The 23524-nt window shown below is 68.7% G+C and carries 12 protein-coding genes, 1 tRNA gene and 1 pseudogene; 3 read left to right on the top strand and 11 right to left on the bottom strand.

What is annotated here, in order from left to right; genetic code table 11:
* The first annotated feature begins 1 nt into the window (after position 1).
* Positions 2-3076, top strand: coding sequence for a type I restriction endonuclease subunit R (locus tag ACFXAM_RS12045; RefSeq protein ID WP_380290064.1), 3075 nt, complete (start codon positions 2-4; stop codon positions 3074-3076).
* Positions 3077-3657: 581 nt separating this feature from the next.
* Positions 3658-5091 carry a hypothetical protein gene (locus tag ACFXAM_RS12040; RefSeq protein ID WP_380290062.1) on the top strand — a complete coding sequence of 478 codons (1434 nt, stop codon included), beginning with the start codon at positions 3658-3660 and terminating at the stop codon, positions 5089-5091.
* A gap of 130 nt (positions 5092-5221) precedes the next feature.
* Here the strand turns inward: ACFXAM_RS12040 and ACFXAM_RS12035 are convergent, their stop codons facing one another.
* From ACFXAM_RS12035 to ACFXAM_RS12015, 5 genes are all read right to left on the bottom strand, one after another.
* On the bottom strand, positions 5222-6862 hold the full coding sequence (locus tag ACFXAM_RS12035; protein WP_380290060.1) for a protein kinase: 1641 nt from the start codon (positions 6860-6862) through the stop codon (positions 5222-5224).
* A 75-nt stretch (positions 6863-6937) separates the two neighbouring features.
* Entirely contained in the window at positions 6938-10159 is a 3222-nt protein-coding gene (locus ACFXAM_RS12030; protein WP_380290058.1) for a type I restriction endonuclease subunit R, read from the bottom strand.
* Between the two features lie 11 nt (positions 10160-10170).
* The gene (locus tag ACFXAM_RS12025) at positions 10171-11244 is read right to left on the bottom strand and encodes a restriction endonuclease subunit S (protein ID WP_380290056.1); all 1074 of its coding nucleotides are present in this window, start codon (positions 11242-11244) and stop codon (positions 10171-10173) included.
* 152 nt (positions 11245-11396) lie between these two features.
* Positions 11397-13427: an N-6 DNA methylase gene (locus tag ACFXAM_RS12020; RefSeq protein WP_380290054.1), complete on the bottom strand. Its 2031-nt coding sequence runs from the start codon at positions 13425-13427 to the stop codon at positions 11397-11399.
* Entirely contained in the window at positions 13424-15157 is a 1734-nt protein-coding gene (locus ACFXAM_RS12015; RefSeq protein WP_380290052.1) for an N-6 DNA methylase, read from the bottom strand. Before ACFXAM_RS12015 ends, ACFXAM_RS12020 begins: the two co-directional genes overlap by 4 nt.
* 170 nt (positions 15158-15327) lie before the next feature.
* Here ACFXAM_RS12015 and ACFXAM_RS12010 point away from each other — a divergent pair, with 170 nt between their 5' ends.
* Positions 15328-17016 (top strand): DUF6119 family protein, encoded by a 1689-nt coding sequence (locus tag ACFXAM_RS12010; protein WP_380290050.1) that lies wholly within the window; start codon positions 15328-15330, stop codon positions 17014-17016.
* A gap of 349 nt (positions 17017-17365) precedes the next feature.
* Here the strand turns inward: ACFXAM_RS12010 and ACFXAM_RS12005 are convergent.
* The 6 genes and pseudogenes from ACFXAM_RS12005 to ACFXAM_RS11980 form a co-directional block, all read right to left on the bottom strand.
* A tRNA-Thr gene (locus ACFXAM_RS12005) sits at positions 17366-17442 on the bottom strand.
* 79 nt (positions 17443-17521) lie between these two features.
* Positions 17522-18184 carry a leucine efflux protein LeuE gene (gene leuE, locus ACFXAM_RS12000; RefSeq protein ID WP_380290048.1) on the bottom strand — a complete coding sequence of 221 codons (663 nt, stop codon included), beginning with the start codon at positions 18182-18184 and terminating at the stop codon, positions 17522-17524.
* A gap of 73 nt (positions 18185-18257) precedes the next feature.
* Entirely contained in the window at positions 18258-19925 is a 1668-nt protein-coding gene (locus ACFXAM_RS11995; protein WP_380290046.1) for an alpha/beta hydrolase, read from the bottom strand.
* 82 nt (positions 19926-20007) lie between these two features.
* On the bottom strand, positions 20008-21180 hold the full coding sequence (locus ACFXAM_RS11990) for a hypothetical protein (RefSeq protein ID WP_380290044.1): 1173 nt from the start codon (positions 21178-21180) through the stop codon (positions 20008-20010).
* Between the two features lie 289 nt (positions 21181-21469).
* Positions 21470-22681, bottom strand: coding sequence for a DNA polymerase III subunit delta' (locus ACFXAM_RS11985; protein WP_380290116.1), 1212 nt, complete (start codon positions 22679-22681; stop codon positions 21470-21472).
* Positions 22682-22844: 163 nt separating this feature from the next.
* A pseudogene (locus ACFXAM_RS11980) lies at positions 22845-23524 on the bottom strand (hypothetical protein); the annotation flags it as partial.

Genomic DNA, 23524 nt, shown 5'->3' with positions numbered 1-23524 from the left:
CATGGGTTGGACGGAAGCGAGCACGATCCAGCGCTCACTGCTGGAGTGGGCGGAGGAGACCGGCTGGGAGCGTCTGCGGGGGGACGAGCTCCCGCGCCGCGAGCATGACGTCATCGTCGAGGACTGGGCACGCGAAGCGTTGCTCGCGCTGAACCCGGAGCTGGCCGACGACCCCGAGTCGGCGGACCTCGTGCTGCACGAGCTCAACCAGGCGGTCCTCGACGCGCACAACGGTCTCGTCGCGGCCAACGAGCGGCTGACCGTGATGCTCCGCGGCGACCACTCGTTCACGACGATCGACGGCAGGCACGTGCCGCGCCGGCTGATCGACTTCGAGGACCTCGACAACAACCGCTTCACCGTCGCCGACGAGGTCACCGTCGACGGCGCCGCCAAACCGCGCCGGTTCGACGTCGTCTACTACGTCAACGGGTTCCCGCTGGTCGTCGCCGAGACCAAGACGCCCGTGAAGCACCAGGTCTCGTGGGTCAACGCCGCGAAGGACCTCCACGACGTCTACGAAGCGGAATACCCGGGCTTCTTCGCGACGAACGTCTTCAACGTCGCCACCGAGGGCCTGGAGTTCCGCATGGCTCCGATCCGCGCGGTTCCGGACCCCGACTCCGAGATCTGGGCCCCCTGGGGGTCCACCGGGGACGACCCGAGGACCGTCACCGGACCGGCCCGCGTCGAGCGGGCCGCACGCCTGCTGCTGCGGCCGGAGACCGTCCTGCCGATCCTCAAGGACCTGGTGATGTTCCGTCATGCCAGGGACGCCTCCGAGGTCGACCTCAAACTCCTGCCCCGCTACCCGCAGTTCGAGGCGGCCCTGGCGATCCACGCCAAGGTGCTGGCCGGCCGTCCCGGCGGGCTGATCTGGCATCACCAGGGGTCGGGCAAGACCGAACTCATGGCGTTCGCCGCCGCCCGCCTGCTGCGCGACGACGCGGTGACGCGGAGGTTCGGGAGCGCGCCGACGGTCATCGTGATCGCCGACCGCAAGGACCTGGTCCGGCAGACGGCGGAGATGTTCGAGACCGCCGGCATGCCGCGGATGTCCGTGCCCCGCAACCGGCGGGAGCTGCACGCCCTGCTGCGCAGCGGTGAGCCCGGGGTGATCATCACGACGGTGCACAAGTTCGCCGAGGCCGGCCACCTGAACGACCGGTCGAACATCGTGGTCCTCGTCGACGAGGCGCACCGCTCGCAGGAGGGGAAGTTCGGCGACGCCTGGCGCGCGGCGGTCCCGAACGCGAAGTTCTTCGGCGCGACGGGCACCGCCGTCGAGGACAAGGACCGTTCGACGTTCAAGCTGTTCGGGGACCCTGAGGACCCGGACTTCGTGATGTCGCGCTACACGCCGGAGCAGTCCATCGCCGACGGGTTCACCAAGCCGGTGATCGTGGAGGGCCGCTCCGTCGGGTTCGAGCTCGACAAGGAGGCCCTGGACGAGGCCTTCGACGAGCTGGCCGCGGAGGAGGGCCTGGACGAGGAGGAGAAGGTCTTCCTGTCGGGGAAGGCCTCGCACATCGAGACGATCCTCTCCAGCCCCGAGCGCGTGGCGGCGGTGTGTGCCGACATCGTCGGTCACTTCCTCACCCATGTCGCGCCCCTGGGGCAGAAGGCCCAGGTCGTCGCGTACAACCAGCGCCTCGTGATCGCGTACGCCGGCGCCATCGAGGCCGAGCTGGCGCGCCGTGCCGCCGTCATGCCGGACGGACGGCTCCGTGAGGTCGGCGTGGTGATGCACGTCGCCGACGGCAAGGAGACCCCCGCGGAGTACCGGAGGCACCTGCTCACCCCGGAGCAGGAGGAGGCGCTCAAGCGCCGCTTCAAGAAGGTCGACGACCCACTGTCGTTCGTCATCGTCACCGCGAAGTGGATGACCGGCTTCAACGCGCCCATCGAGGGCGTCCTGTACCTCGACAAGCCCGCCAAGGACACCAACCTGTTCCAGACGATCACGCGGCCCAACCGCCCGTGGAGGAACCCCGTCACCGGCCAGCGCAAGGACTTCGGGCGGGTCGTCGACTACATCGGCCTGGCGAGGGCCATCGGCAAGGCGGTCGCCGACCCGAGGGCGGAGGACGGCGAGGAGCGCGAGCTCAACGTCACCGACGCCTCCAAGCTGGCGGGGAAGTTCGTCACCGACCTCACGCGTCTCCTGCACCTGTTCGACGGCATCGACACCGGCGACTCGTCCTTCGGGTCGCTCGCCGAGGCCCACGAGCGGATCCCCGAGGGCGACGAGCGGCGCTCCGAGTTCATCGAGACCTACGTCGCGCTGCAGACGGTGTGGGAGTTCCTCGACCCGCACCCGATGCTCCGGCCGTTCCGGGGACAGTACTTCTGGCTCGCGAAGGTGTACGAGTCGATCCGGCCCAAGGACGTCTCCAAGACGTTCCTCTGGGCACGCCTCGGTGCGAAGACCAGGGCCCTGATCCACGGTCACATGACCGATGTGGACGTGACGTCGATGCCGTCGAAGACGGTCACGCTCGACGCCGCCGGCCTGGCGCTGGTGAAGAAGATCGCCGAGCAGCTGCAGCTCGCCGAGCGGCAGACGCCGGAGTCGAGGACCGATGACGTCTACCAGGAGGTCCTCGACTCCATCGAGGCCCGCCTCCGGCGTCGGCTCGCCGCCACCGGGAGCCCGGCGTACCGGTCCCTGGCGGAGCGGATCGAGAGGCTCCGCACCAAGGCGATCGAGAACGTCGAGGACTCACTGGCATTCCTTGAGGAAGCACTGAGGATCGCCCAGGACGTGGTCGCCGCCGACCGGGCGGCGGTACAGGGCGACCACGGAACGCTCGAACGCCTGGCCGACCCGAAGCGTGGAGCGCTCACCCAGATCGTCACGGAGAACATGCCACCCGGACTGCACAGGATCGTCCCCGACATAGCCTCGCGGATCGACACGATCGTCGTCGAGGTCGCCTACGCCGGCTGGAGCGCGAGCGACGCCGGCGACAAGCGCGTTCGCCGCGAACTGCGGTCCGCCCTGAAGGAGTACGGCCTGCCGATCAAGGGCGAGCTGTTCGACCGCACGTACGAGTACGTGCGGGAGAACTACTGACCGACGCCCACCGTCCGGCCCCGAAGACACCGAGGCCGCCCCCGCCCGCCTCCGAGACCGTGGACCCATCCGCACCCGGCCCCGCACTTCGGCACTCCCCGGGACGACCCCGGGGAGTGCCGAGAGCACCGCCGGCGCCCGCCCGCGTGGCGAGGAACGACAAAGGCCCAGGTCACGGGTTGGGTGACCTGGGCCTCTACTGAGCCGCCTATGGGATTCGAACCCATGACCTACGCATTACGAGATCACGAGGAGTCGTGCTACGTAGTACCGCCCCTTGCCGTCTCATGACGTTTGGGCCGGTCAGAGCACGTGCGGCAGGTTGTCCCGTGCCATCCAATGCAGCACCGTCCAAAGGCATCCGTCCACCGGCTGTCCACCGGCTGTCCACCGGAAGGGGTCCCTACCGCCCAGACAGGGCGATCGTCAGGCCTTGTGGAACTCCCACAAGCCCATCCAGGAGGCGCCTTCCACGCGAAGGGCTCCCAGTCGACGCCAGGTCAGATCCGGCTGCTGCGCTGGCATGCTGCCAGCTTGCGGGTTCGGCACCAAAGAGATCGCTCGGCCACTACGCTCGGTGGGTGGTTTTCCTCGTAATCCTGAGCACCGATGACCTAGCTCGAAGCCAAGACGATCTCCGTCAGAACCTGAAGTTCACCAAAGCGATCCCCCCGGGCTACGGGCCGGAGGAGCCGGGCGCGCTGCCGCTGGTTCTGTTCCTCACTGATGGCCGGCCCGCCAAGTCTCGCGGTTTCCACCAGGCAGTCCGAGATCGAAGCCTCGTGTGGATCGGCAAGGTCGGGCGCTGGAACACGGTCGGTCCGGTAGACCGGAGCATCACGGTCCAGCCTCTACGTGAATGCCTGCCACCCGTTCCCCTTCTTGGTGCCAACGGGCTGCTTGAGCAGCTTCCGGAAGCGCATCGCGAAGCGTTCGAGGCTCTCTCGAGTTCAGCCGGAGTCACGTACTGCCCCAAGGATGTCTGGACTGTCATCGAAGATGCGCTCCGAGCCCGCTCTTCCTCACTCGCCTCCCTTCTCGATTGGCTCATCGCGCAGATCAACGCTCCGGTCTTCAACAGCGAGCTACCCGAAGATCGTGCTTGGCAGGAACAGCAGGAGGCGGCACGCTGCTCGAGGAGCATCTTCGGAACCCCTGCAGCCTTCGCCGCGTGGCTTCGCCCTAAGGACATCCACGCCCCCTACACCGCGGGGTTGATCCCAGAGCCCGTCGAGCACAGCATGATCGACCACGACGTGCGTATGACTGGACCGGCCCTCGGACTATTCAGCGACTGGACTGGGCCGGAAGTCCTGCGCTTGGACATCCAAGTCCTTCATGACACCGAAGGGCGCCGCTTGGAGGTCGTGAATGTCAACGCAACCCCGGTCGAAGCCAGGTTGGGCACTGACCTCATCTACTATCACGAGGCAACTCGCAGCTTCGTCCTGGTGCAATACAAACGGCTAGACCCCCGCCGGAAATCGACCCAGGTAGATGAAAGACTTCTGAGGCAGTTGGATCGACTGGAAGAGGTTGCTGCTCTCAGCCAAAGCCCGACCTCCCCCGACGACTGGCGGCTAGGCTCCGATCCTTGTTACTTGAAGCTCGCCTACTGGCCGGAGAACGGCCTGCCTGACCACGGGCTCGCACCTGGAATGTACCTACCTGTCTCATATGTTCGGCTTCTGCTGTCAGATGACTGCACGCTCGGAGAGCGCGGCGGACGAGTACTCAGCTATAAGCATGTCAATCGGCACATGATTAATACTCAGTTCATTGAGTTGGTAAAGCACGGTTTCGCTGGCACGGTCGGCACAACCTTCGAGCAGCTGGACGCCCTTGGCCGCGAGCGGATAAAGGCCAAACGTAGCGTGGTCATTGCCGTGGAACGCGCTACCGAGACTGTGAGGGAACGCGAGCAGAGAAACCATCGCCGCAGCCCAAAGAAGCAGGCCAAGCGCACCACGGTCCCAGGGCAGGGCATACTCTTCCCCATCGACGCTGAGGAGTAACGCCGAGACCCTCTACACATGACAGTCTGCGTCCACCCGCTTAGCTGACTTGCGTCACTCGGCTCACCGGAGCTCTACGGCGACTCACCAGACGGACCACGTACACGCTGTCGGTATGCAGCTATTGAGGTCAGCCGAGATCCTGGCGAAGGCGGCGAATATACGCGTCGATCTGCATCAACCCCGGCCAGTCGCTTCCCCGCAACTGGGAGGTTTGCGAACGGAGACGGTCACCAACGTCCAGTGCCTGAGGAAGGTTCTCCGCCGCCGCGTAAAGGCTCATGAGCCGTGCGAGGGTATCCAGATGGCGATTGACGGCGTCCTCGTCGTCGGGAGCAGGCGTGTTCTCCGCGACGTGGTCGAAAGCCCGGATGGCGGCACTCGCCTCACCCAGTTCCATCCGGCATTGCGCGGCGTAGTACCAGCACAGCTGTGCTTGCTCGTCGTCGTCGCCGTAGCGGTTGGTGTATTCGTGGGCGAGTGGCTCAAACAGGGTGAGGGCCTCGCGGTGGCTTCCGGCCAGGAACTTCACTTGGGCGAGACTGAACTGCATGCCTTCCCTGAGTTCTGGATCCATGGCCCTCGCGATGGCCTCATCCAGAGCGTCGCCAGCCTGGGTGAACTGGCCCTCCTGAGCAAGCCGAGCTGCACGGTCCGAGATCGCGTCCGCCTCCTTCTCGGTCAGGGCGGCGGTACCTGCCTGCGCCGCTCCGGCAGGGACTGCCAGTGGCGAGGGAACCACCACGGTGGGCGTGTAGGAGGCGGCGACGCCGACACTGCGCGCCCGACCACCGAAGGGGCGCAGGAACGGCAGTCGGGGGTCGAGGACACCGTCGCCCGTCGCAGCGAGGGTTTCGGCGTTGACGTGAACGAGAGGCAGGAGAGCGTCGTAGACCTCCATCGCTCCCATGCGCTGCTCGGATTCCTTGGCCAGCATCGCCAAGAGCAGCTTCTCAACGTCGGCGGGTACGTCCGGGCGCAGGGAGCGGATGGGAGGGGGCGGGGTGTGGACGTGGTGCCACATGTGGGAGCGCCTGTCGTCGGGGGTGAAGGGAGGCTTCCCGGTGAGGAGTTCGTGGAGTACGCAGGCGAGGGCATAGACGTCTGCGGCGGGGCCTACGGCGTTGGCCAGGCTCTGCTCGGGCGACATGTAGGGCGGGGTGCCCACGGTCATGCCGACCTGGGTGAGCCGTGGCAGCGTACCGACTCCGCGAAGAGCAGCGACGCCGAAGTCGAGGACCTTGACGACCCCTCCTGGGGTGATCATCAGGTTGGAGGGCTTGATGTCACGGTGGACGACGTCGTGGCGGTGCACGGTGTCGAGGACGGAGGCGATCTGGGCACCGACGGCCGCGGCCCAGGAGACGGGGACCGTCTCGCTTTCGTAGTCGGTTTCGTCGATGAAGGTCTGCAGCTCGCGGCCCTGTAGGAGTTGCATCACGACGAACAGGCGGCCGCTGGCCTCGTCAGTGCCCGTGTCGTAGATAGCGGGAACACCGAGGTGTTCGATGCCGGCCGTGATCTGGACCTCGCGCAGGAAGCGGGCTCGGCGGGTCTGAAGGGTCTCCTCGAAGGCCGCGCCCTGGAAGCCGGGTGCAACCGGACTTTCGGCCAGCATCATCTTCACAGCGACCCGCCGGTCCAGGCGTTCGTCGTACGCCTGCCAGACCTCACCCATGCCGCCCGTACCGATGGGGGTGTGCAGCCGGTACCGGCCCGCGATGAGGCGGGCCGGTACTCCGGGCTCGGAGGGCGGCGTGCCGTGCACCATGCGCGATGCCTCTCTGCATGGGCGGAGCACAACTGCCCCGCCGGGCCTGTCATGTGAGGTTCTGACGGGAGAAGGCTATGCGGTCGGTGGATCTGCGCGTGGGCTTCCAGTGGACTTCAGTTCGGCGGCCCGCTGCTCGGTAGCCCGGCGCTCGGCTTCGCGCCGGACCGGGCGACGGATGAGCTGGTAAGCCTGCTGGATCGCGACCTGCTTGAACAGGCGGTTGACGTTGGCATCGTCGAAGTAGCGGACCATGAGCGCGTCGTTGGAAGCTGCCTGGTCGATGACGATCCTGTCGAGGTCCTTCTCGAGTTCCCCGCCGAAGACGTCTTGGTCCTGGTGCAGCGCGATGGCCCGCAGTTCGGGGTCTTCGCTGACGGCGACCACCAGCTGGCCGAGCAGGATCTGGTCGGTGGTGGACAGCCCAGTCCCGTATTCCTCGTTGACGGACTGAATCACCTCGGCCAGCGACATCTCCTCCGCCTCGGCCACTACTCCGCCGGCTTCGGGCACCAAGCCGGGCAGGAGCTGGGCGCCGGCTGCCTCCAGGCGCAGCTCGGGGGTGCCGGTCTGGGTGATGCGCATGTGGCTCGGGACTGCGGCGCCAATGTCCGCGCCGGCGCTGCGCACGGGCGCCGGCAGGCGGCGCAGCAGGAAGCGCCCGTACTGGTAGAGCCGTTCCAGCTCCAGGTTCTCGAAGCCGATGACGTGGGAGAGCCAGCCGTAGGCCTTGGTGTAGGAGTCCAGGGCACGGCGGAACTCGGCGGCGGTGTCGGGTTCGCTGGCGTTGAGGGCGTTGAAGCGGTCCAGGGCCGGCTGGAGGTAGCCGTAGAGGCGGGCGTGGGCCTTCATGATGGCGGTATCGGTCGCCATTCCGCCTTGGAAGGCGGCGAAGTACGCGGTGACGAAGGCGTCCATCTCGGCTTCCACCAGGAGCTGGTAAGCCATCACCTCGTTTTGGCGGTCGAACAGCAGGTTGGGGTCGGTGGGCTCGGTGATCGACGCCTCGTAGTACTGCTGGAACGCCTGCTCGATGTCCTCGGGCCGGTTGGCGAAGTCGAGGATGAACAGGTCCTCGGTGGTCTTGAGCGGGTGGGTGCGGTTCAACCGGGACAGAGTCTGGACCGCGGCCAGCTTCACCAGGATCTTGTCCACGTACATGGTGGTCAGCAGCGGCTGGTCGAAGCCGGTCTGGTACTTCTCGGCGACGACAAGGATGCGGTGTTCAGGCTTCGGGACGGACGGCGGGTTCGGATCGTCAACGCGGGTGTATCCAAAGCGGATAGGCAGTTCACGTTCCGGGAAGCCGTTGAGCTTGGGTTCGGTGTACTCGATCCCGTCGAGGGTCAGCGCCCCGGAGAACGCGACCAGGGTGCCGCAGTCGGTGAAGCCGCGCTGGTCGATGTAGGTACGCATGGCCTGGTAGAGCCGCACAGCATGCTCGCGGCTGGAGGTGACCACCATCGCCTTGGCCCGGCCGCCCAGGCGCGGGCTGGAATGCGAGCGGAAGTGATCCACGATGATCTTCGCGCGGGAGGCCATCGACGCTTCCGACATCAGCGCGGCCCTCACCAGCTTGGAACGGGCCTTACGCGGATCGACCTGCTGCTCCGCCTCCTCAGCGGCGGCTTCCTGAAGCTTGAAGTAGGTGGCGTAGGTGATGTAGTTGCCGAGCACATCCAGGATGAAGCCTTCCTCGATGGCCTGCCGCATCGAGTAGACGTGGAACGGTCCCTTCTCCTGCTCCCCGGAGCCGGCATTGGGGTAAGGGGTACCGAACAGGTCGATCGTCTTCGCCTTGGGGGTGGCGGTGAATGCGAAGAACGACAGGTTCGGCTGCTTGCCGCGGGCCAATGCCGCGGCCGTCAGCGGGTCACCGTCTTCGTCCACCGCGTCCGAGCCGAGACGGCCCAGCGCCTTCTTCAGCGCCGCCGCGCTCTCCCCACCCTGCGAGGAGTGTGCCTCGTCGATGATCACTGCGTAGCGCTGTGCGCCCAGCCCTGCGACCTTGTCCAGCACGAAGGGGAATTTCTGCACCGTCGTGATCACGATCCGGGCGGTCGGTCCGGTCAGCGCGTCCGCGAGCTGCTGGGAGTTCTCGTCGATCCGTACGACCACGCCGGCCTTGTGGTCGAACTGGTAGATCGTGTCCTGAAGCTGCTTATCCAGGACGCGGCGGTCGGTGATGACGATAACCTTGTCGAAGACCAACTTGTTCACCCCTAGACCGCTGGCGAGCGCAGTCGGCGCGATCAGCGCCGGATCCTGCGGGGTGTGCAAGCTGGACAGGCGGTGAGCGAGCCAGGCGATGGTGTTGGACTTGCCCGAACCCGCGGAGTGCTGGATCAGGTAGTTCTCCCCCGCACCGTGACGGGCTGCGTGTGCGGTGAGCTTGCGCACGGCGTCCCACTGGTGGAACCGCGGGAAGATCAACGGCTGAGCGTGAGCGCTGCCGGGCTTGTGCGACGGAGCCCGGCCAGCCTTCGCGGCGGCGTCCTCCACGTGCAGGAACCGCTGCAACAGGTCCAGCCAGTTGTCGCGTGCCCACACCCCATCGAAGAGGTAGGAGGTGGGGTAGCTGCCACCAGTAGAGGCAGGGACGTTTCCCGCGCCGCCGATCTGCCCAGGGCCGCCAGAGCCGGTGTTGAAGGGAAGGAAGCGCGTCGCATCCCCGGCCAGACGGGTCGTCAGGAACGCGAGCATCGGATCGACCGCGAAGTGAACCAGGCTGCGCTTGGCGAAGAACAGCGCCTTCGGATCGCGATCCTGGCGGTACTGCCGCTTGGCGTCCTCGACGGTCTGGCCGGTCAGCCCGTTCTTCAACTCCACCGAGGCGACCGGCAGTCCGTTGAGGAAGAACGCCATATCGAGGGTATCGGTGGGGCGGGAGACGGAGTAGTGGAACTGGCGCACGAAGGTGAGCCGGTTGGCCTCGTATTCCGCGAGAGCGTCCGCGGCGAGGGTGTGCGCGGGACGGAAGTACGCAAGCTGGATCTTCACGTTCCGGTCGTTCACCCCCCGCCGCAGGACGTCCAGCAACCCGCGCGAGTCGATCTCCCGCGCGACACGCTTCGCGAATCGCGCGATGGCCTGCTGCTCCTCCTCGCCGTAGGCGGCCTGAAGCGCGAGCCACGCATCGTTCTGCGAGGCACCAAGGAACGCGGCCAACTCGGAGGTGTCGATCCCGAGGGCCCGGTCATAGGTGTTCGACAGCCCGCGCTGCCAACCGCTGCGCAGCAACGCTGCTTCGACGGCGTTCTCGAAGGCCTTCTCGGTGTACACGCGGGTGTCATTCATCTGAATCCCCCTCAGAGGTCGCGGTCATGCACGGGGTGGGCGGTGGTGACATCAAGCTGGCCGGCGACGGCCGCAGTGATCAGCGCCTGGCGACGTTCGGCGAGAAGGGCCAGTTGGCGATCTGTACGTCGGACCAAATCCGTGTGAATCTGCTGGCCCTCCCTCACCTGACGGGCAACGCTCGCTTGCTCTCGGGGATCCGTAGGCCATCGAATAGAAAAATTCGACAGATCTTCCATCCCAAGCGTGGGCTGGGCAGAGTCGGAGCCAGTCGCAAGAAGTGCCTGTCGTTCGAACTCGCTCGTGGCAATCCAAGCGACGAAGAGGCTCGGATCGACGTCTGGCCGCAAGCGGATCGAGCAAACGGCCCTAGCAATGTTGGCGCCCACAACTTCTTCCGGGACGACAGCAGCCCTTCCCAAAGTTCCTACAACACTGAGCAGCACATCGCCCGGCCTAGTGATTGTTCTCGCATACTGATTCGAGAGTCCTGCAGGAATCCGCGCCAAACTGCCTGCCCGACCCCGAAGATCCAGCAAGTCATTGACTCGAACAAAAGGAACGCCATCGTCCTCAAAAACAGGGACAAGCACTCCATAACGCGGTCGCACCCGCATGAGATATTTTGTCCGCGTCCACTCCCCCGAGGAGCACCCTCTGATCACCCCCTCAGCGTGCACGCGCTGCCTGATGCGGATGACATCCCGCTGGCGAAGGCGAAGAGCCACCAGTTTGTCGATCTGAGCGGTCTCGGCATCAAGGAAGTCGGCGATGCGACGCTGCTCATCAAGCGGCAGGAGAGCAACTGCTAGGTCACGCAGGAAATCGTCCGGGACACGCTGCTGACCGGCGACGCCGTACATCTCAGCCTCGCCCAACTTCAGGAATCCATGCGTGTTCACGAGATAGAAAAGGAACCGGGGATCGATAAGTGGCCCAGCCCGTAGAACATGGAGTTCGGTCGTACCTGCCCCAACGCCGTTGCGGAGGCCACGAATCAAGACGGCCCGCCCCGCCTCGAAGGTCGGAGTGATCTTCGGAACGAGTACGTCACCTTCCTGGAATCGCGTGTAGCCAGTCGCCACAGCAGCTTTGCTACGTAGGCGGGAGAGGTCAAGCCGCTCTCCTGGCCACACTGCCTCCATGGGTAGGAAGGTGAGCTCATCGTCAAAGGCAAGGCGGTCGAACGCTGGGCAAGGAGGATTGACCCGTGCCAGGTGTCGCAGACGTACCGTGCTCACCCCGCCACCTTCCCGAGCAGCGCCTGGATCTCGGCCTCCAGCGACTTCAGCTCCGCGTCGATCTCCGGCAAGGGCTGGGGCGGCGTGTAGACGTAGAAATGGCGAGTGAAGGGAATCTCGTACCCCACCTTGTATCGCTCCATCTCCTTTGTCTTCGGGTTCCGAATCTCCGCGATCCAGGCGTCGGGGACATGGGGAAGCACCTCGCGGGCAAGGTACTCGTCGATGTCCTCGCCCAGCGGGACGTTCTCGTAGTCCCGCAGGTCGGCGTCAGGCTCGGGCTTGCCCTTGATGAGCTGGACCTCGCCCTCCGGGTCAGTCACACCCACCGCGTCGCGCATAGCCTTCTGGAACGATGCGACAGAGGGCCACAGCACGCCCCCGGCCACCATCGCCGTACGCAGGGCGTCCCATGCCTCGGCTTTGGTAGACCACCGCGCTCCGAGCAGCGGCTTGAGTGCGGCGAGCAGGAACTCGACCGCTGCCTCGCCCCCAACTGCCTTCTTCACGGCGGCAGACGCGCCGAGCTGGGTAAGGCTGTCCTCTGTGAGCTCGAAGCGGAGCTTGAGCGGCCGGTCCACGGTGATGCGCTGGTAGCCGAAGTCCCGGTTAGCGAAGACCTTCACTCGCCCGTGGTCAGGGTGGGTCTCGTCGTTAGCGATGCTGAGCGCGTCGCGGTAGATGGCGCCGATGCGCCCGATCTGCGCACGGGTGATCTGCTTGCGCTTCTCGCCGAGCGACTTACGCATCTTGGTCCACTGGTCGCGGGCGTCCAGCAGGATAACGCGACCCTTGCGTTCGGCAGGCTTGCGGTTGGTGACGATCCAGAAGTACGTGGAGATGCCGGTGTTGTAGAAGAGCTGGTCTGGGAGGGCGACGATCGCCTCCAGGTAGTCGTGCTCGATGATCCACCTGCGGATCTCCGACTCGCCCGACCCCGCTCCGCCGGTGAACAGCGGGGAGCCGTTGAAGACGATGGCCAGCCGGGTGCCGCCGACCTCGTCGCCGGCGTCGTCCTTCTTCAGCAGCTGCATTTTGCTCATCATGTGCTGCAGGAACAGCAGCGAGCCATCATTGATCCGGGGCAGGCCGGCGCCGAACCGACCGTCGTACCCGCGGTCCTCGTGCTCCTGCCGGACGATCTTCTCGACCTTCTTCCACTCCACGCCGAAGGGAGGATTGGCAAGCATGTAGTCGAAGGTCTCGCCCTCGTGGCCGTCCTGGCTGAAGGAGTTGCCGAAGCGGATGTTCTTAGCGGTGTGCCCCTTGAGCAGCATGTCCGAGCGGCAGATCGCGTAGGACTCAGCGTTCAGCTCCTGCCCAAACAGGTTGACGCGCACGCGCGGGTTTAGCCTCTGGATGTGCTCCTCGGCCGCAGCCAGCATGCCGCCGGTGCCGCAGGCCGGGTCGAGGATCTTAACGACCTGTCCCTCGCCCGTCAGTCGATCATCGTCTGGCCCGAGCAGCAGTTCGACCATCAGCTCGATGACTTCACGCGGGGTGAAGTGCTCACCGGCAGTCTCGTTGGAGGCATCGGCGAACTTGCGGATCAGTTCCTCGAACACGTAGCCCATGTCGTGGTTGTCCACGACCTCGAAGCTCAGATCCAGACCTGCGAACCTCCGCACCACCTGGTAGAGCAGGTCGGCGTTGTCCAGTCGGTCGATCTGGAGGTGGAACTCGTAGCGGTTGATGATCTCGGTGGCCTCGGCTGAGAAGCCCCGGATGTAATCCTTGAGGTTTTTCGCCACGTTGGCCGCGTCGTTGCTGATCGTGTCGAAGGTCTGCTCGGAGAGGTTGTAGAACTTGAGCTTGGACGCCGCCAGCAGCAATCCGTCCTTGTTCTCCCCGGTGTAGGACGCGGCCCGGTCCCACACCGCCTGCCGCGTCGGCTTCATGACGCAGTCCAGCCGACGCAGCACAGTCAGCGGCAGGATGACCTTGCCATACTCGGAGCGCTTGTAGTCTCCGCGCAGCAGGTCGGCCACCGACCAGATGAAGTCAGCCAGTTCCTGGTTCTTACTCAAAGCTTCCTGCCTTCTTCCTGCCGCACTGCGTCGTCTCCGTCGGTCGTCGTGATCTTCTGCTTGGTGTCGCCAGAGTCCCGCGCGGGCTCTGGGTCGAGCGCGCCGCTGGTAAGGCCGTCGCGGGCGAGCTGCGCGGCTCGGTCCCCTATCTTGGCGAGTTCAGCGAGTTCGCGCTGGAACGTTCCCAACAAGCGAAAGGCGTTTCCGTAGCGCTGTTGCGCCTCAATGTCCATACGCGGCAAGCGCGCTGAGCGAAGGTCCGCTCGGAACGTACCCGAGGACGACGTGCCGCGACGGGTGTTCGCCGGACTGGCTGCGAAGCCTCGCACATAGTCCGGGTCCAGCTGGTCACTGGTGGAGGCAAGTTGCTCACCGTCGAGAGTGACTAGACCAGCGGCCAACAGGTCGCTCACCGCCACTGGTACGCCCTCGTCCAGGTCGCTGGCATCACTCCGTGCCGACAGCTCCGGCAGTAGGTTCCGAAGCCTGCGCAGTTGTAGATCGAGTTCGTCCCGTAGCGCGATGTACTCTGCCGCGTAGTTGGGTTCTGGCTCGCGGACATAGCGGCCGGGTGTGAGATCCACGTCATCGTCCAGCAGATCGATCAGCGGCACCTCAGCCGCCTGGTGTGGCTTCGGCTGCCACGGTCCGTCTGGACTGCTGGCGCTGAGGTCCACCATGCGTACCGTCGTCGCGCTGTTCCCAGGAATGGAAGGCCTGCTCAGCATCCACACGTGCAGCGGGAGTGCATGGCTGGCCGCGAGGCCCGGCGGTAGAGCCACCACTGCGGTGACGCAGCCGCGACGCACCAGTTCCGCGCGAATTCGCCGACCGGATCGGCGGTGGGCGACCGACGCTGGCAAGACGACCACGGCCCTCCCCCCAGGGGCTGTGTGGTGGTAGCAGTGCTGGAGCCAGGCGAGTTCGCTCTCACCGCGCGAGGGCACGCCGGCTTCCCACCGTGGATCGACTAGCAGCTGCTCGCGGCCCCAGTCGGCCACGGCAGTTGGGGGCTCGCACACGACCAGGTCCGCGCGGAGGTCTGGATAGGCGTCTGCCCGAAGCGAGTCGCCCGCCGCTAGTCGAGAGGGTGTCGCCCCTGATGCGAGCGACAGGTCCGTTCGCACCTGGGCCAGACGTACCGCGTCCGCCTGCATGTCCTGGCCCAGCCTGCTGCGCACCTTGTCGCCGCCCACTGCAACCAGGAGGGATCCGATACCGCAGGCCGGATCGAAGACGGCGCCGGTGGTCTCGCCCGCAAGCTCCCCCACAGCTCGGGCGAGTTGCAACGTCGAGGCTCCGTCCAAAGCGGCGCGGGCGGTGGAATCCAAGAGACGGGCGACAAGTCCGTCCATCACCTCTGCAGGAGTCCGCTCCGCGAGCAGTCCTTCCATCGCCTCGCGCGCAGAGCGGTCCTTCAGCCCGGCGCCCTCCCCGAGGAGATACTCGCCAACGGCCGCCAGCGCTCCAACCATCTCGGCACCGAAGGTGGTGCGAAGCGCCTGCCACAACCGAACCTCGCTGTTGACCTCCCGGCCTTCGCGCTGTCCGTCCAACCACCGCTGCACCTCAACGAGCGAGAACAACGGGCTGGCCGCCGTGCCGCCGACAGGCGCTGGGAAGTCCGGGCGACGCCTGCGCCAGTTGGAGACCGCGGCGCGCGTCACCCCGGCCAACCGTGCGATCTCCGCAGCGGTGGCCGTGGGGTCGGGGACGTCGTGTTCAAGCATGGCTTCACCGTACACCATGACCAGCCGCTCTCGAAGTTACACCCTGTTGACAGCGCCAACAGGCTCTGACTACCTTCGTTGTCAACGCGCTGCTGCTGTCATTCGGCCGGCCAGCGTGCAAGAGGCAGTGCAGCTCATGTCCGCTCAAGGCAAGAGACAAGGAGCACAACGTGGATGCCAAGCAACAGAACACCGGAACCCGGAAGTCCACCCTGCACCGGCTCACCGTTCCCGATGGGCGGCCGGTAGACCTCCGAGCCCTTGTGCGCCCCCGCTATCTCAGCCGTCCGGGCTACCAGGTCCGAGACTTCTCCCGAGAGGGCGTCACCGGACTATTGGTAAACGGAGGGATCCCCCGGGACCGGGCTGACTGGTGCCCGGCCGTCGAACGGATCACCGGCCTGGAGGTCAACGAACGAAACCGCTCCGCCGCCGGCCTCGTCCTGATGCGGACCGAGCGCGGCCTGTACGCCTTGAGCTACGGCGTCGGCCAGCACATGCTCGACCCCTACTACCGGGACGACGAGTTCGGGCTGGAGTTCGCCACTCGATGTTTGGACGAGGACGGCATCATCAAGGTCCGCAATCAGATCATGGACGGCCGCGGGCGTGTTGATGAGTACTCCGTCGCCCGTGGCGAGCGAATCGACGGTTTCGGGCTCGACCGATTCGGCGCAGTCGTCCGCCGCATCTGCGGAACGGTAAGCGGCATTGCATTGACTTCGCTGCCCTCCGGAACCTCCAAGCACGTCCGGGTGGAGTGCTCGGAGTCGACCATCAAGCTGCCGTTGGCCACCACTCCGGAGGAGTTTCTCAACGACCTGCGCGCGATTGAAGAGGTGTGCGCCCGACCGGATCCGCTGCCCGAGCTGCGCTTCGTGGACCGGCTGCACACCTTGGACAATCGAAGCCGCAAGGCGGTAGACGCCCAAACCGCCTTGGAGGCCATGCTGGCTGATGCCAGCCACCCCCGGCTGACCTTGGGAGTTCCCGAAGCCTGCCAGGAGGGCTTCAGCTCTGCCCAGGCATTCCGCATCTCCTCGGGCAGCCGAACCGTCGATGTCTTCGATCTCGACCTTCCCGTTCTCCTCCAGTTCGTCTCAGACAGAGCCGAAGGCGATCGCCTGAAGGCGCTCAGCCAAGTGCGCGTCGTCATGTTCAGCGATGACGATCTGAAGACGCCGGCCGGCGCCGCTACCAGCGGCAAGGAATGGCTCATCGCGGATGTCCCCGTCGGAACGACGCGGTACTTCTATGGCCATGGGAAGTGGTACGAGGTGGGTGCCGGATTCCTCGAGACGCTCGAGGAGGAGCTGCGGCAGCTGCTCGACAAGCCGTCGAGCGTGCAGCTGCCAAGGTGGCCGAAGGGCGCGCCGAACAGCAAGCGGCAGGACTCTCACGACGAGGACTGGTACAACAAGCGAGCAGCCGCTCAGGAGGGCTACCTTCTCTTCGACAAAAAGAACGTCGTGACCGACAAGTTCAACGGCGGCGGGCTGGAGATGTGCGATGTCCTGGGCCCGGACAACCAGCTGATCTGTGTCAAGAAGGCCAGCAGCAGTGCTGGCACCGCGCCGCTGAACCACCTCTTCGCTCAGGCCGTGACCGCCGTCGAAACCCTGCGCAGTGACGAAGCCATCCGCGGGGACTTCCTCCGGCAGGTTGCGGACCGCACTCCCGACCACCGTCTCCTGAGCGACTTCGGCACATTGAAGGTCGTCCTCGCCATCCTCCTCAAGGACGGGAAGGAGATCACCGTCGACTCCCTCTTCGCCTTCGCTCAGGTCTCACTTCTTCAGTCAGCCCGGAGGCTGCGGGCGATGAACGCAGAGGTCGAGGTCTTTGCGATCCGGCGCTGAGCGCTTCGGCCCTCGGGGCTGCATCGCGAACCCATATCTCGATTGTCGGAACAGCACAGTTTCAGCGCTGGCCTACCTGCAGCGCCTGCGAGGGCACAAGAGCTGCTGACGGTGCATCACGCACGGCTGTCCACCGGCTGTCCACCGGCCGCATCGATCGCTTGCCGCAAGTTCACGCCACGGCCCACAGAACCGCAGGTCAGCGGCCGGTCTCGGCTGGCCAGCAACACTGAGTCAACCTCATGCCTGCGCATTGCGATGCGCAGACCGCATCCGCCCGATTAACCCGAATTCCAAGGCCAACCCAACGAAGAAACCCCAGGTCAGAGTCCTGACCTGGGGTTCGCCATGGAGCCGCCTGCGGGATTCGAACCCGCGACCTACGCATTACGAGTGCGTTGCTCTGGCCAACTGAGCTAAGGCGGCGCCGTTGCCGGAAGTCCTGGCAACGCGGGCCAGTCTACACAGGTTGGCCGGTGATCCGTAACGCGGTGGCGGGGTGGGGTCAGGCGGAGGAGACGGCGAGCTTGGCGGCGAAGCCGGCGAAGAGGGCGGCGACGCCGCTGGTGAGACCGGCGGAGAGGCGCTTGCGGCGGCTGAAGGCGGTGGCGAGCGTGGTGCCCGCGAAGATCAGCAGGGAGAGGTAGAGGAAGCTGAAGGTCTGCAGGATGCCGCCGAGCAGGGTGAAGGAGAGCACCGGGCTGCCGTAGGAGGGGTCGACGAACTGGGTGAAGAAGGAGAGGAGGAAGAGGATGGCCTTGGGGTTCAGCAGGCTGATCACCAGGGCGCGGCGGAACGGGCGCTCGGTGGACTCGGCGGGGTCGGCGGCCGTCGCGGCGGGGGCGGTCGCGGGGCCAGCGCGGTGCTCGCGCCAGAGCTGGCGGGCGGCGCGCAGCATGCCGATGCCTATCCAGAGCAGGTAGGCGGCGCCGCCGAACTTGACCACGGCGAAGACGGCGGGGTTGGCCTCCAGGAGGGAGGCGGCGCCGAGGGCGGTCAGGCTGATGAGGGTGAAGTCGCCGACGAACACGCCGGCGGCGGCGCGGTAGCCGGTGCGGACGCCCTTGCGGGCGGCGACGGACAGCACGTAGAGGGAGTTGGGGCCGGGGAGGAGGACGATGACGAGGGCGCCGAGGACGTACGTCGCCAGGTCGTTGACTCCGAGCACGGTGGGCTCCGGTGGGGTGGGAGAGCGGTGAGGGGGCGCTCATCCTAACGTCGTACCGGAAGCTTTCTCAGGATCAGGACCCGCAGCGCTTCCCGTCCTCCGGCGCCTCGCCGGCCAGCAGATAGCGGTTGACCGCGCCGTCGAGGCAGACGTCGTGGCGGCCGTACGCGGTGTGGCCGTCCCCGTCGAAGGTCAGCAGGCGCCCGGACTCCAGTTGGCCGGCCAGGGCCTGCGCCCACGCGTACGGGGTGGCCGGGTCCCGGGTGGTGCCGACGACCACGATCGGTGCGGCGCCGGCGGCCCGGACGGTGTGCGGGGTGCCGGTGGCCCGGACCGGCCAGTAGGTGCAGGTCAGCGCCATCCAGGCCATGTCCCGGCCGAACCGCGGCGAGGTCCGCTCGAACTCCGGCACCGCCCGCGCGGCGTCGTCCGGGCCGGCGAACGGCGCGGGCAGGTCGAGGCAGTTCACCGCCGCGTTGGCGGACATCAGATTGGGGTAGGAGCCGTCCGCCTCCCGCCCGTAGTAGGCGTCCGAGAGCTTCAGCAGGCCGGTGCCGTCGCCGGAACGGGCGTCGGCGAGGGCGGTGCGCAGCCGGGGCCAGAGGAACTCCGCGTACATGGCCTGGACGACACCGGTGGTCGCCTGTGCCTCGCTGAGCCGGCGGCCGGCGTCGGAGGTCGGCAGCGGGCGGGCGTCGGCCTCCGCGAACAGGGCGGCGAGCTGTTCGCCCGCCTGTTGCTCGGTGCGGCCGAGCGGGCAGTCCGCGCGGGCGGCGCAGTCCCGGGCGAACGCGGTCCAGGCGGTCTCGAAGCCGCCCGCCTGGGTGCGGTTCCCGGCCAGCGAGTCGAGCGACGGGTCCATCGCGCCGTCGAGCACCATCCGGCCGGCGCGGCCGGGGAACAGGCCCGCGTACGTCGCGCCGAGGAGGGTGCCGTAGGACTTGCCGACGTAGTTCAGCCGCTCGTCGCCGAGCAGGGCGCGCAGCACGTCCAGGTCGCGGGCCGCCTCGGCGGTGCTCAGGTGGCCCAGCCGGGCGCCGGCGCCCTGGCGGCAGCCCTCGGCGAACTCCTTGGCGGCGGCCACCACGGCGTCGACCTCGGCCGGGTCGTCGGGGGTGATGTCGACGGAGGTGTACGCGTCCATCCGCTCACCGCTCAGGCAGCTGACCGAGGAGCTGCGGCCGACCCCGCGCGGGTCCACCCCGACCAGGTCGTACCGGGCCCGCACGGCGGCGTCGTACGTCCGGGCCGCGCCCTCGACGTACTCGACGGCCGAGCCGCCGGGGCCGCCGGGGTTGAGCAGCAGCGAACCGAGGCGGTCGCCGGACCCGTCGGGGACGGCCGGGGCGCGGACGGCGGCCAGGGTGAGGTCGCCGTCGGCGGGGTGGTCGTAGTCCAGCGGCACCCGGAAGCCGGTGCACTCGTAGCCGTCGTCGCAGGGCGACCAGGCGAGCCGCTGCCCGTAGTAGGGCGCGAGCGCGGCGGGCACGGCGGCGGGCAGCGACTCCAGCGGGGTGACCGGCGACGCGGACCCGGACCCGGAGGTCCCGGCGGCGGCCCCGGACGGCGTGGCGGAGCTGGTCACGCCGCCGTCGGCCGGGGCGGCGCCCGGGGTCGGTCCGGCGGCCGAGCAGCCGCCCGCCAGCAGTCCGGCGGCCAGGACGGCGACGGCCGCCACCGCTCCTCCCCCGCGCCCGGCGCGCACCCGCGCCGGGGCGTCCTGCCGCCTGTCGGCCCGCATCTGGGATCCCCTCAGCCGTTCACTCCCGGTGGCCCCACTGCCACCGGGAGTACCGGAAGCGTAGTGCCGCGCGCGGCCGGGCTCAGGACGCCTTGCCGAGCGCCTCGCCGAGGTACTGCGCCGCCTGCCGGACCAGCCGCAGCCGGATCCGGTCCGCCGAGTAGTCCGTCGCGTTGTCGGAGATCCGCACCTCGGCGCGGGCGGCGGCGCCGGTGCCGCCGCGCAGCGCCGACTGGAGCTTGCGGGCGGCGTCCACCCCGGCGGTGTCGGCCTTCCCGGCGGCGAGCAGCAGCCTCGGGGTCCCGGTGGCGGGCGCCTCGGCGCCGGTGCGGGCGAGCGCGGGCGCGTCGTACTTGCCGGAGACGGCCGCCGCCGCGCCGTACAGGTCGGGACGGGCCAGGCCGGCGGCCGCGGCGCAGGGCGCGCCGTCCTCGACGCCGAGCGCGCCCCAGGCCGCCGGGCCGGGCGGCAGGGTGCGGAAGGTGGCCGCGATGGTGGTGCGCAGCGCGGCGTCGTCGGCGACCGCCATCGGGGCGGCGGCGACCAGCTCGCAGGGGTGCGCGGTGCCGTTCGGCGCCTCGGGGGCGACCAGGATGAACGGCTTGCCCTTGGCGCTCTGCACGGCGGAGGCGAGGCCCTCGAAGACGTCCGGTACCTCGGCGTCGGCGGTCTTCCTGGGGGTGGCGGCGTGCATCACGACGACCGGGAAGCGGGCGTTCGGGTCCTTGGCGTACTGGGCGGGCAGCCAGACCCGGACGTTGCGCGGATGGCCGTCCGGGCCGGGGACGGCGGACTGCAGCAGCTCGCCGCCGCCCGGGTGGCCGACGCTGTCGAAGCGGCTGACCACCGGCAGGGGTGACGGCGTCGGCACGGGCGGGGCGGGCACGGCGGCGTCCGCGGCCTCGGCCGGCGGGGCGGCCTGCCACCCCCCGCCCGATCCGTCGAGCCGCCCGGCCACCGAGCCGAGCGAGCCGGCCGAGCCGGTCAGGCCCCCCGGTCCGCCCGCACCGTCCGCGGCACCGTCGCCGCTCAGCGCGCCGAAGGTGCCCAGCGCCGTCAGCAGCGTCAGCACCGTGACGCCGACCCCGCAGACCATCGCCCCAGCCGCCCGCAGCAGCATCGGCCGGTGCTCCCCGGCCAGCTCGTACGTCTCCGCCGCCCGCAGATCGCGCCAGCGCAGCAGCGCGCCGCGTGCCAGCCAGACCCCGCCCCCGGCGGCGGCCAGCAGGGGAACGATCAGGAGCGAACGGACCATGGGACGCACCACCTCGGAGGAGGGCCGGCCGGCCGTCGGTCGGGCCCGGCACCGTACGGGACACGACGGCCCCGGCGGCGGGGCGCAGTCGGCCCCCAGCGTGCGGGACGAGCCGGGGCTCGCACACGCGTGTGCCCGGCGCGTAACGCACGTTCACTCGAAGGTGGGACGCCGAACGGAGGCGTCGGGCCGAACCGCGCCCCCGGCGGCCGACCGGCCCGACGGCGCGGCCCGCGCCGACGGTGACTCGGCCCGCGCCCGGGGCAGACCGGCCCGCCCCGACGGCGGCTCAGCCCGCGCGCAGCGCCACGGTCATCGCCTCGACGGCGAGCAGCGGGTCGACGTTGCGGTCCAGCGCCCGCCGGCAGGCGAGCACCGCCTCGATCCGGCGCAGCGTGGACTCCGGCGGACCGGCCTGGGCGACCCGGTCCAGTGCCTGCCGCTGGTCCTCGTTGGCCAGCGCGCCGGTCGAGCCGAGCTGGAGCGCGAGGACGTCCCGGTAGAAGCCGAGCAGGTCCAGCAGGGCGACGCCGAGGGTCTCCCGGCGGGTCCGGGTGGCCCGGCTCTTCTGCCGCTTCTCCAGTTCCTTGACCGCCCCGGCCATGCCGCGCGGTGCCTTGCTGCCCTCGGCCGCGCCGTACGCGGCCCTGAGGTCGTCGGTCTCCTTGGCGTCCTGGGTCTCGGCGAGCGCCTCGGCGTCGGCCTTGGCGGTGTCGACCAGGCGCTGGGCGGCGGCCAGGCAGCCGCCGATGTCGCCGACCTCCAGCGGGATCCGCAGCACGTCGGTGCGGCGGGTCCGGGCCTGCTCGTCGACGGCGAGGCGGCGCGCCCGGTCGACGTCGCCCTGGCCGGCCAGCGCGGCGAGCCGGGCGGTGTGCGGCTCCACGCCGTCGCGCCGCACCAGCATGTCGGCGACCGCCTCGGCGGCCGGGGTGCGCAGCACCAGCAGGCGGCAGCGGGAGCGGATGGTCGGCAGCACGTCCTGCACCGAGGGGGCGCAGAGCAGCCAGACGGTGCGCGGGGACGGCTCCTCCACGCCCTTGAGCAGCGCGTTGGCGGCGGCCTCGGTGAGCCGGTGGGCGGCGTCGACCAGGATCACCGACCAGCGGCCGCCGGTCGGGTAGCTGGAGGCGCGCAGCACCAGGTCGCGCATGTCGCCGACGCCGATGGACAGGCCGTCGGTGCGCACGTACTTCACGTCGGCGTGGCTGCCCGCGAGGACGGTGTGGCAGCCGTCGCAGAAGCCGCAGCCGGGCGTGCCGCCGAGCGCGAGGTCGGGGCTGGTGCACTGGAGCGCGGCGGCGAAGGCCCGCGCGGCGGTGGTCTGGCCGGCCCCGGGCGGGCCGGTGAACAGCCAGGCGTGCGTCATCAGCGAGGCGTTGCCGCCCGCCTCCGGATCGGCGCCGCGCCCGGCGCCGACGATCGCCCCGGCCGCCCGGGCGGCGGCGGTCAGCTGCTCGACCACCCGCTCCTGGCCCACCAGGTCGTCCCAGACGGCCACTGCTGCTCCCAAGCTCGCTACGGACTACCGCTCCCGCCGTCGAGCATACGTGGCGGCTACGACGGGCCCGGGCCGCGCGGGAGGCCGGGCGGATGGCCACCCGGGAAGCCCGGCGGGCCGCCGGGCCGCCGGGCCCGGAGGCACCCGGCCGGCCGGGCGCCGGTCAGCTCCGGCGGCCCCAGCGGCGGCCCTTGCCTTTGCCGTCGCCCTGCCCGCCCTGACCACCCTGGCCGTCCTGACCGCCCCGGCCGTCCGGAGCACCCGGTCCGCCCTGGCCGCCGGTGTCACCCCGGCGGTCGGCGCCGCCGGAACCCGGACGGTCGTCCTGGCCCCAGCGGGCCCACTCCTCGCGCGAGCCGAGCAGCGTGTCGGTCAGGCTCGGCAGGTCGTCCATCGGGGTCTCCTCCGCCCAGTCCGGGCGCGGCCGCTGGTCGGCGGCGGGCCCGTCCTGCTGCGGGTCGACCACCGGAAGCTCACGGGTGCGCTCCACCGGGCGCTCCTCGGTCTCCGGCCGCCCGGTGCGGGGCCGCCCGTCCCGCCAGGTGTCCCGGGGCGTCCGGCCGACCGGGGCGCCCGGCTCGATCCGGGGCAGCACGGCCGTCGAGTCGGCGTCCTCAGCCGGGATCCGCGGCAGCACCGCGGTCTCGTCGGCCGCCGGCCCGTCCGGCACCACCGGCAGCTTCGCCGTCGCCGTGAGGTCCGCCGCGCCCCGGCCCCGCAGCGAGAGCTCCTGGGTCGCGTCGTCGCCGTGCCCGGTCCGCGGCTGCGCCGCCCCGGTGTCCCGCACGGCCCGCAGCTCGGTGGTCGCCGCGTCGTCCGGCGCGCCCGCGGCACCCGCCGCCC

The organism is Kitasatospora sp. NPDC059462 (assembly GCF_042749955.1).
Classification (GTDB): Bacteria; Actinomycetota; Actinomycetes; order Streptomycetales; family Streptomycetaceae; genus Kitasatospora.
Note: the sequence above shows the minus strand (reverse complement) of the source record. Positions and strands in the feature narration are given on the sequence as shown.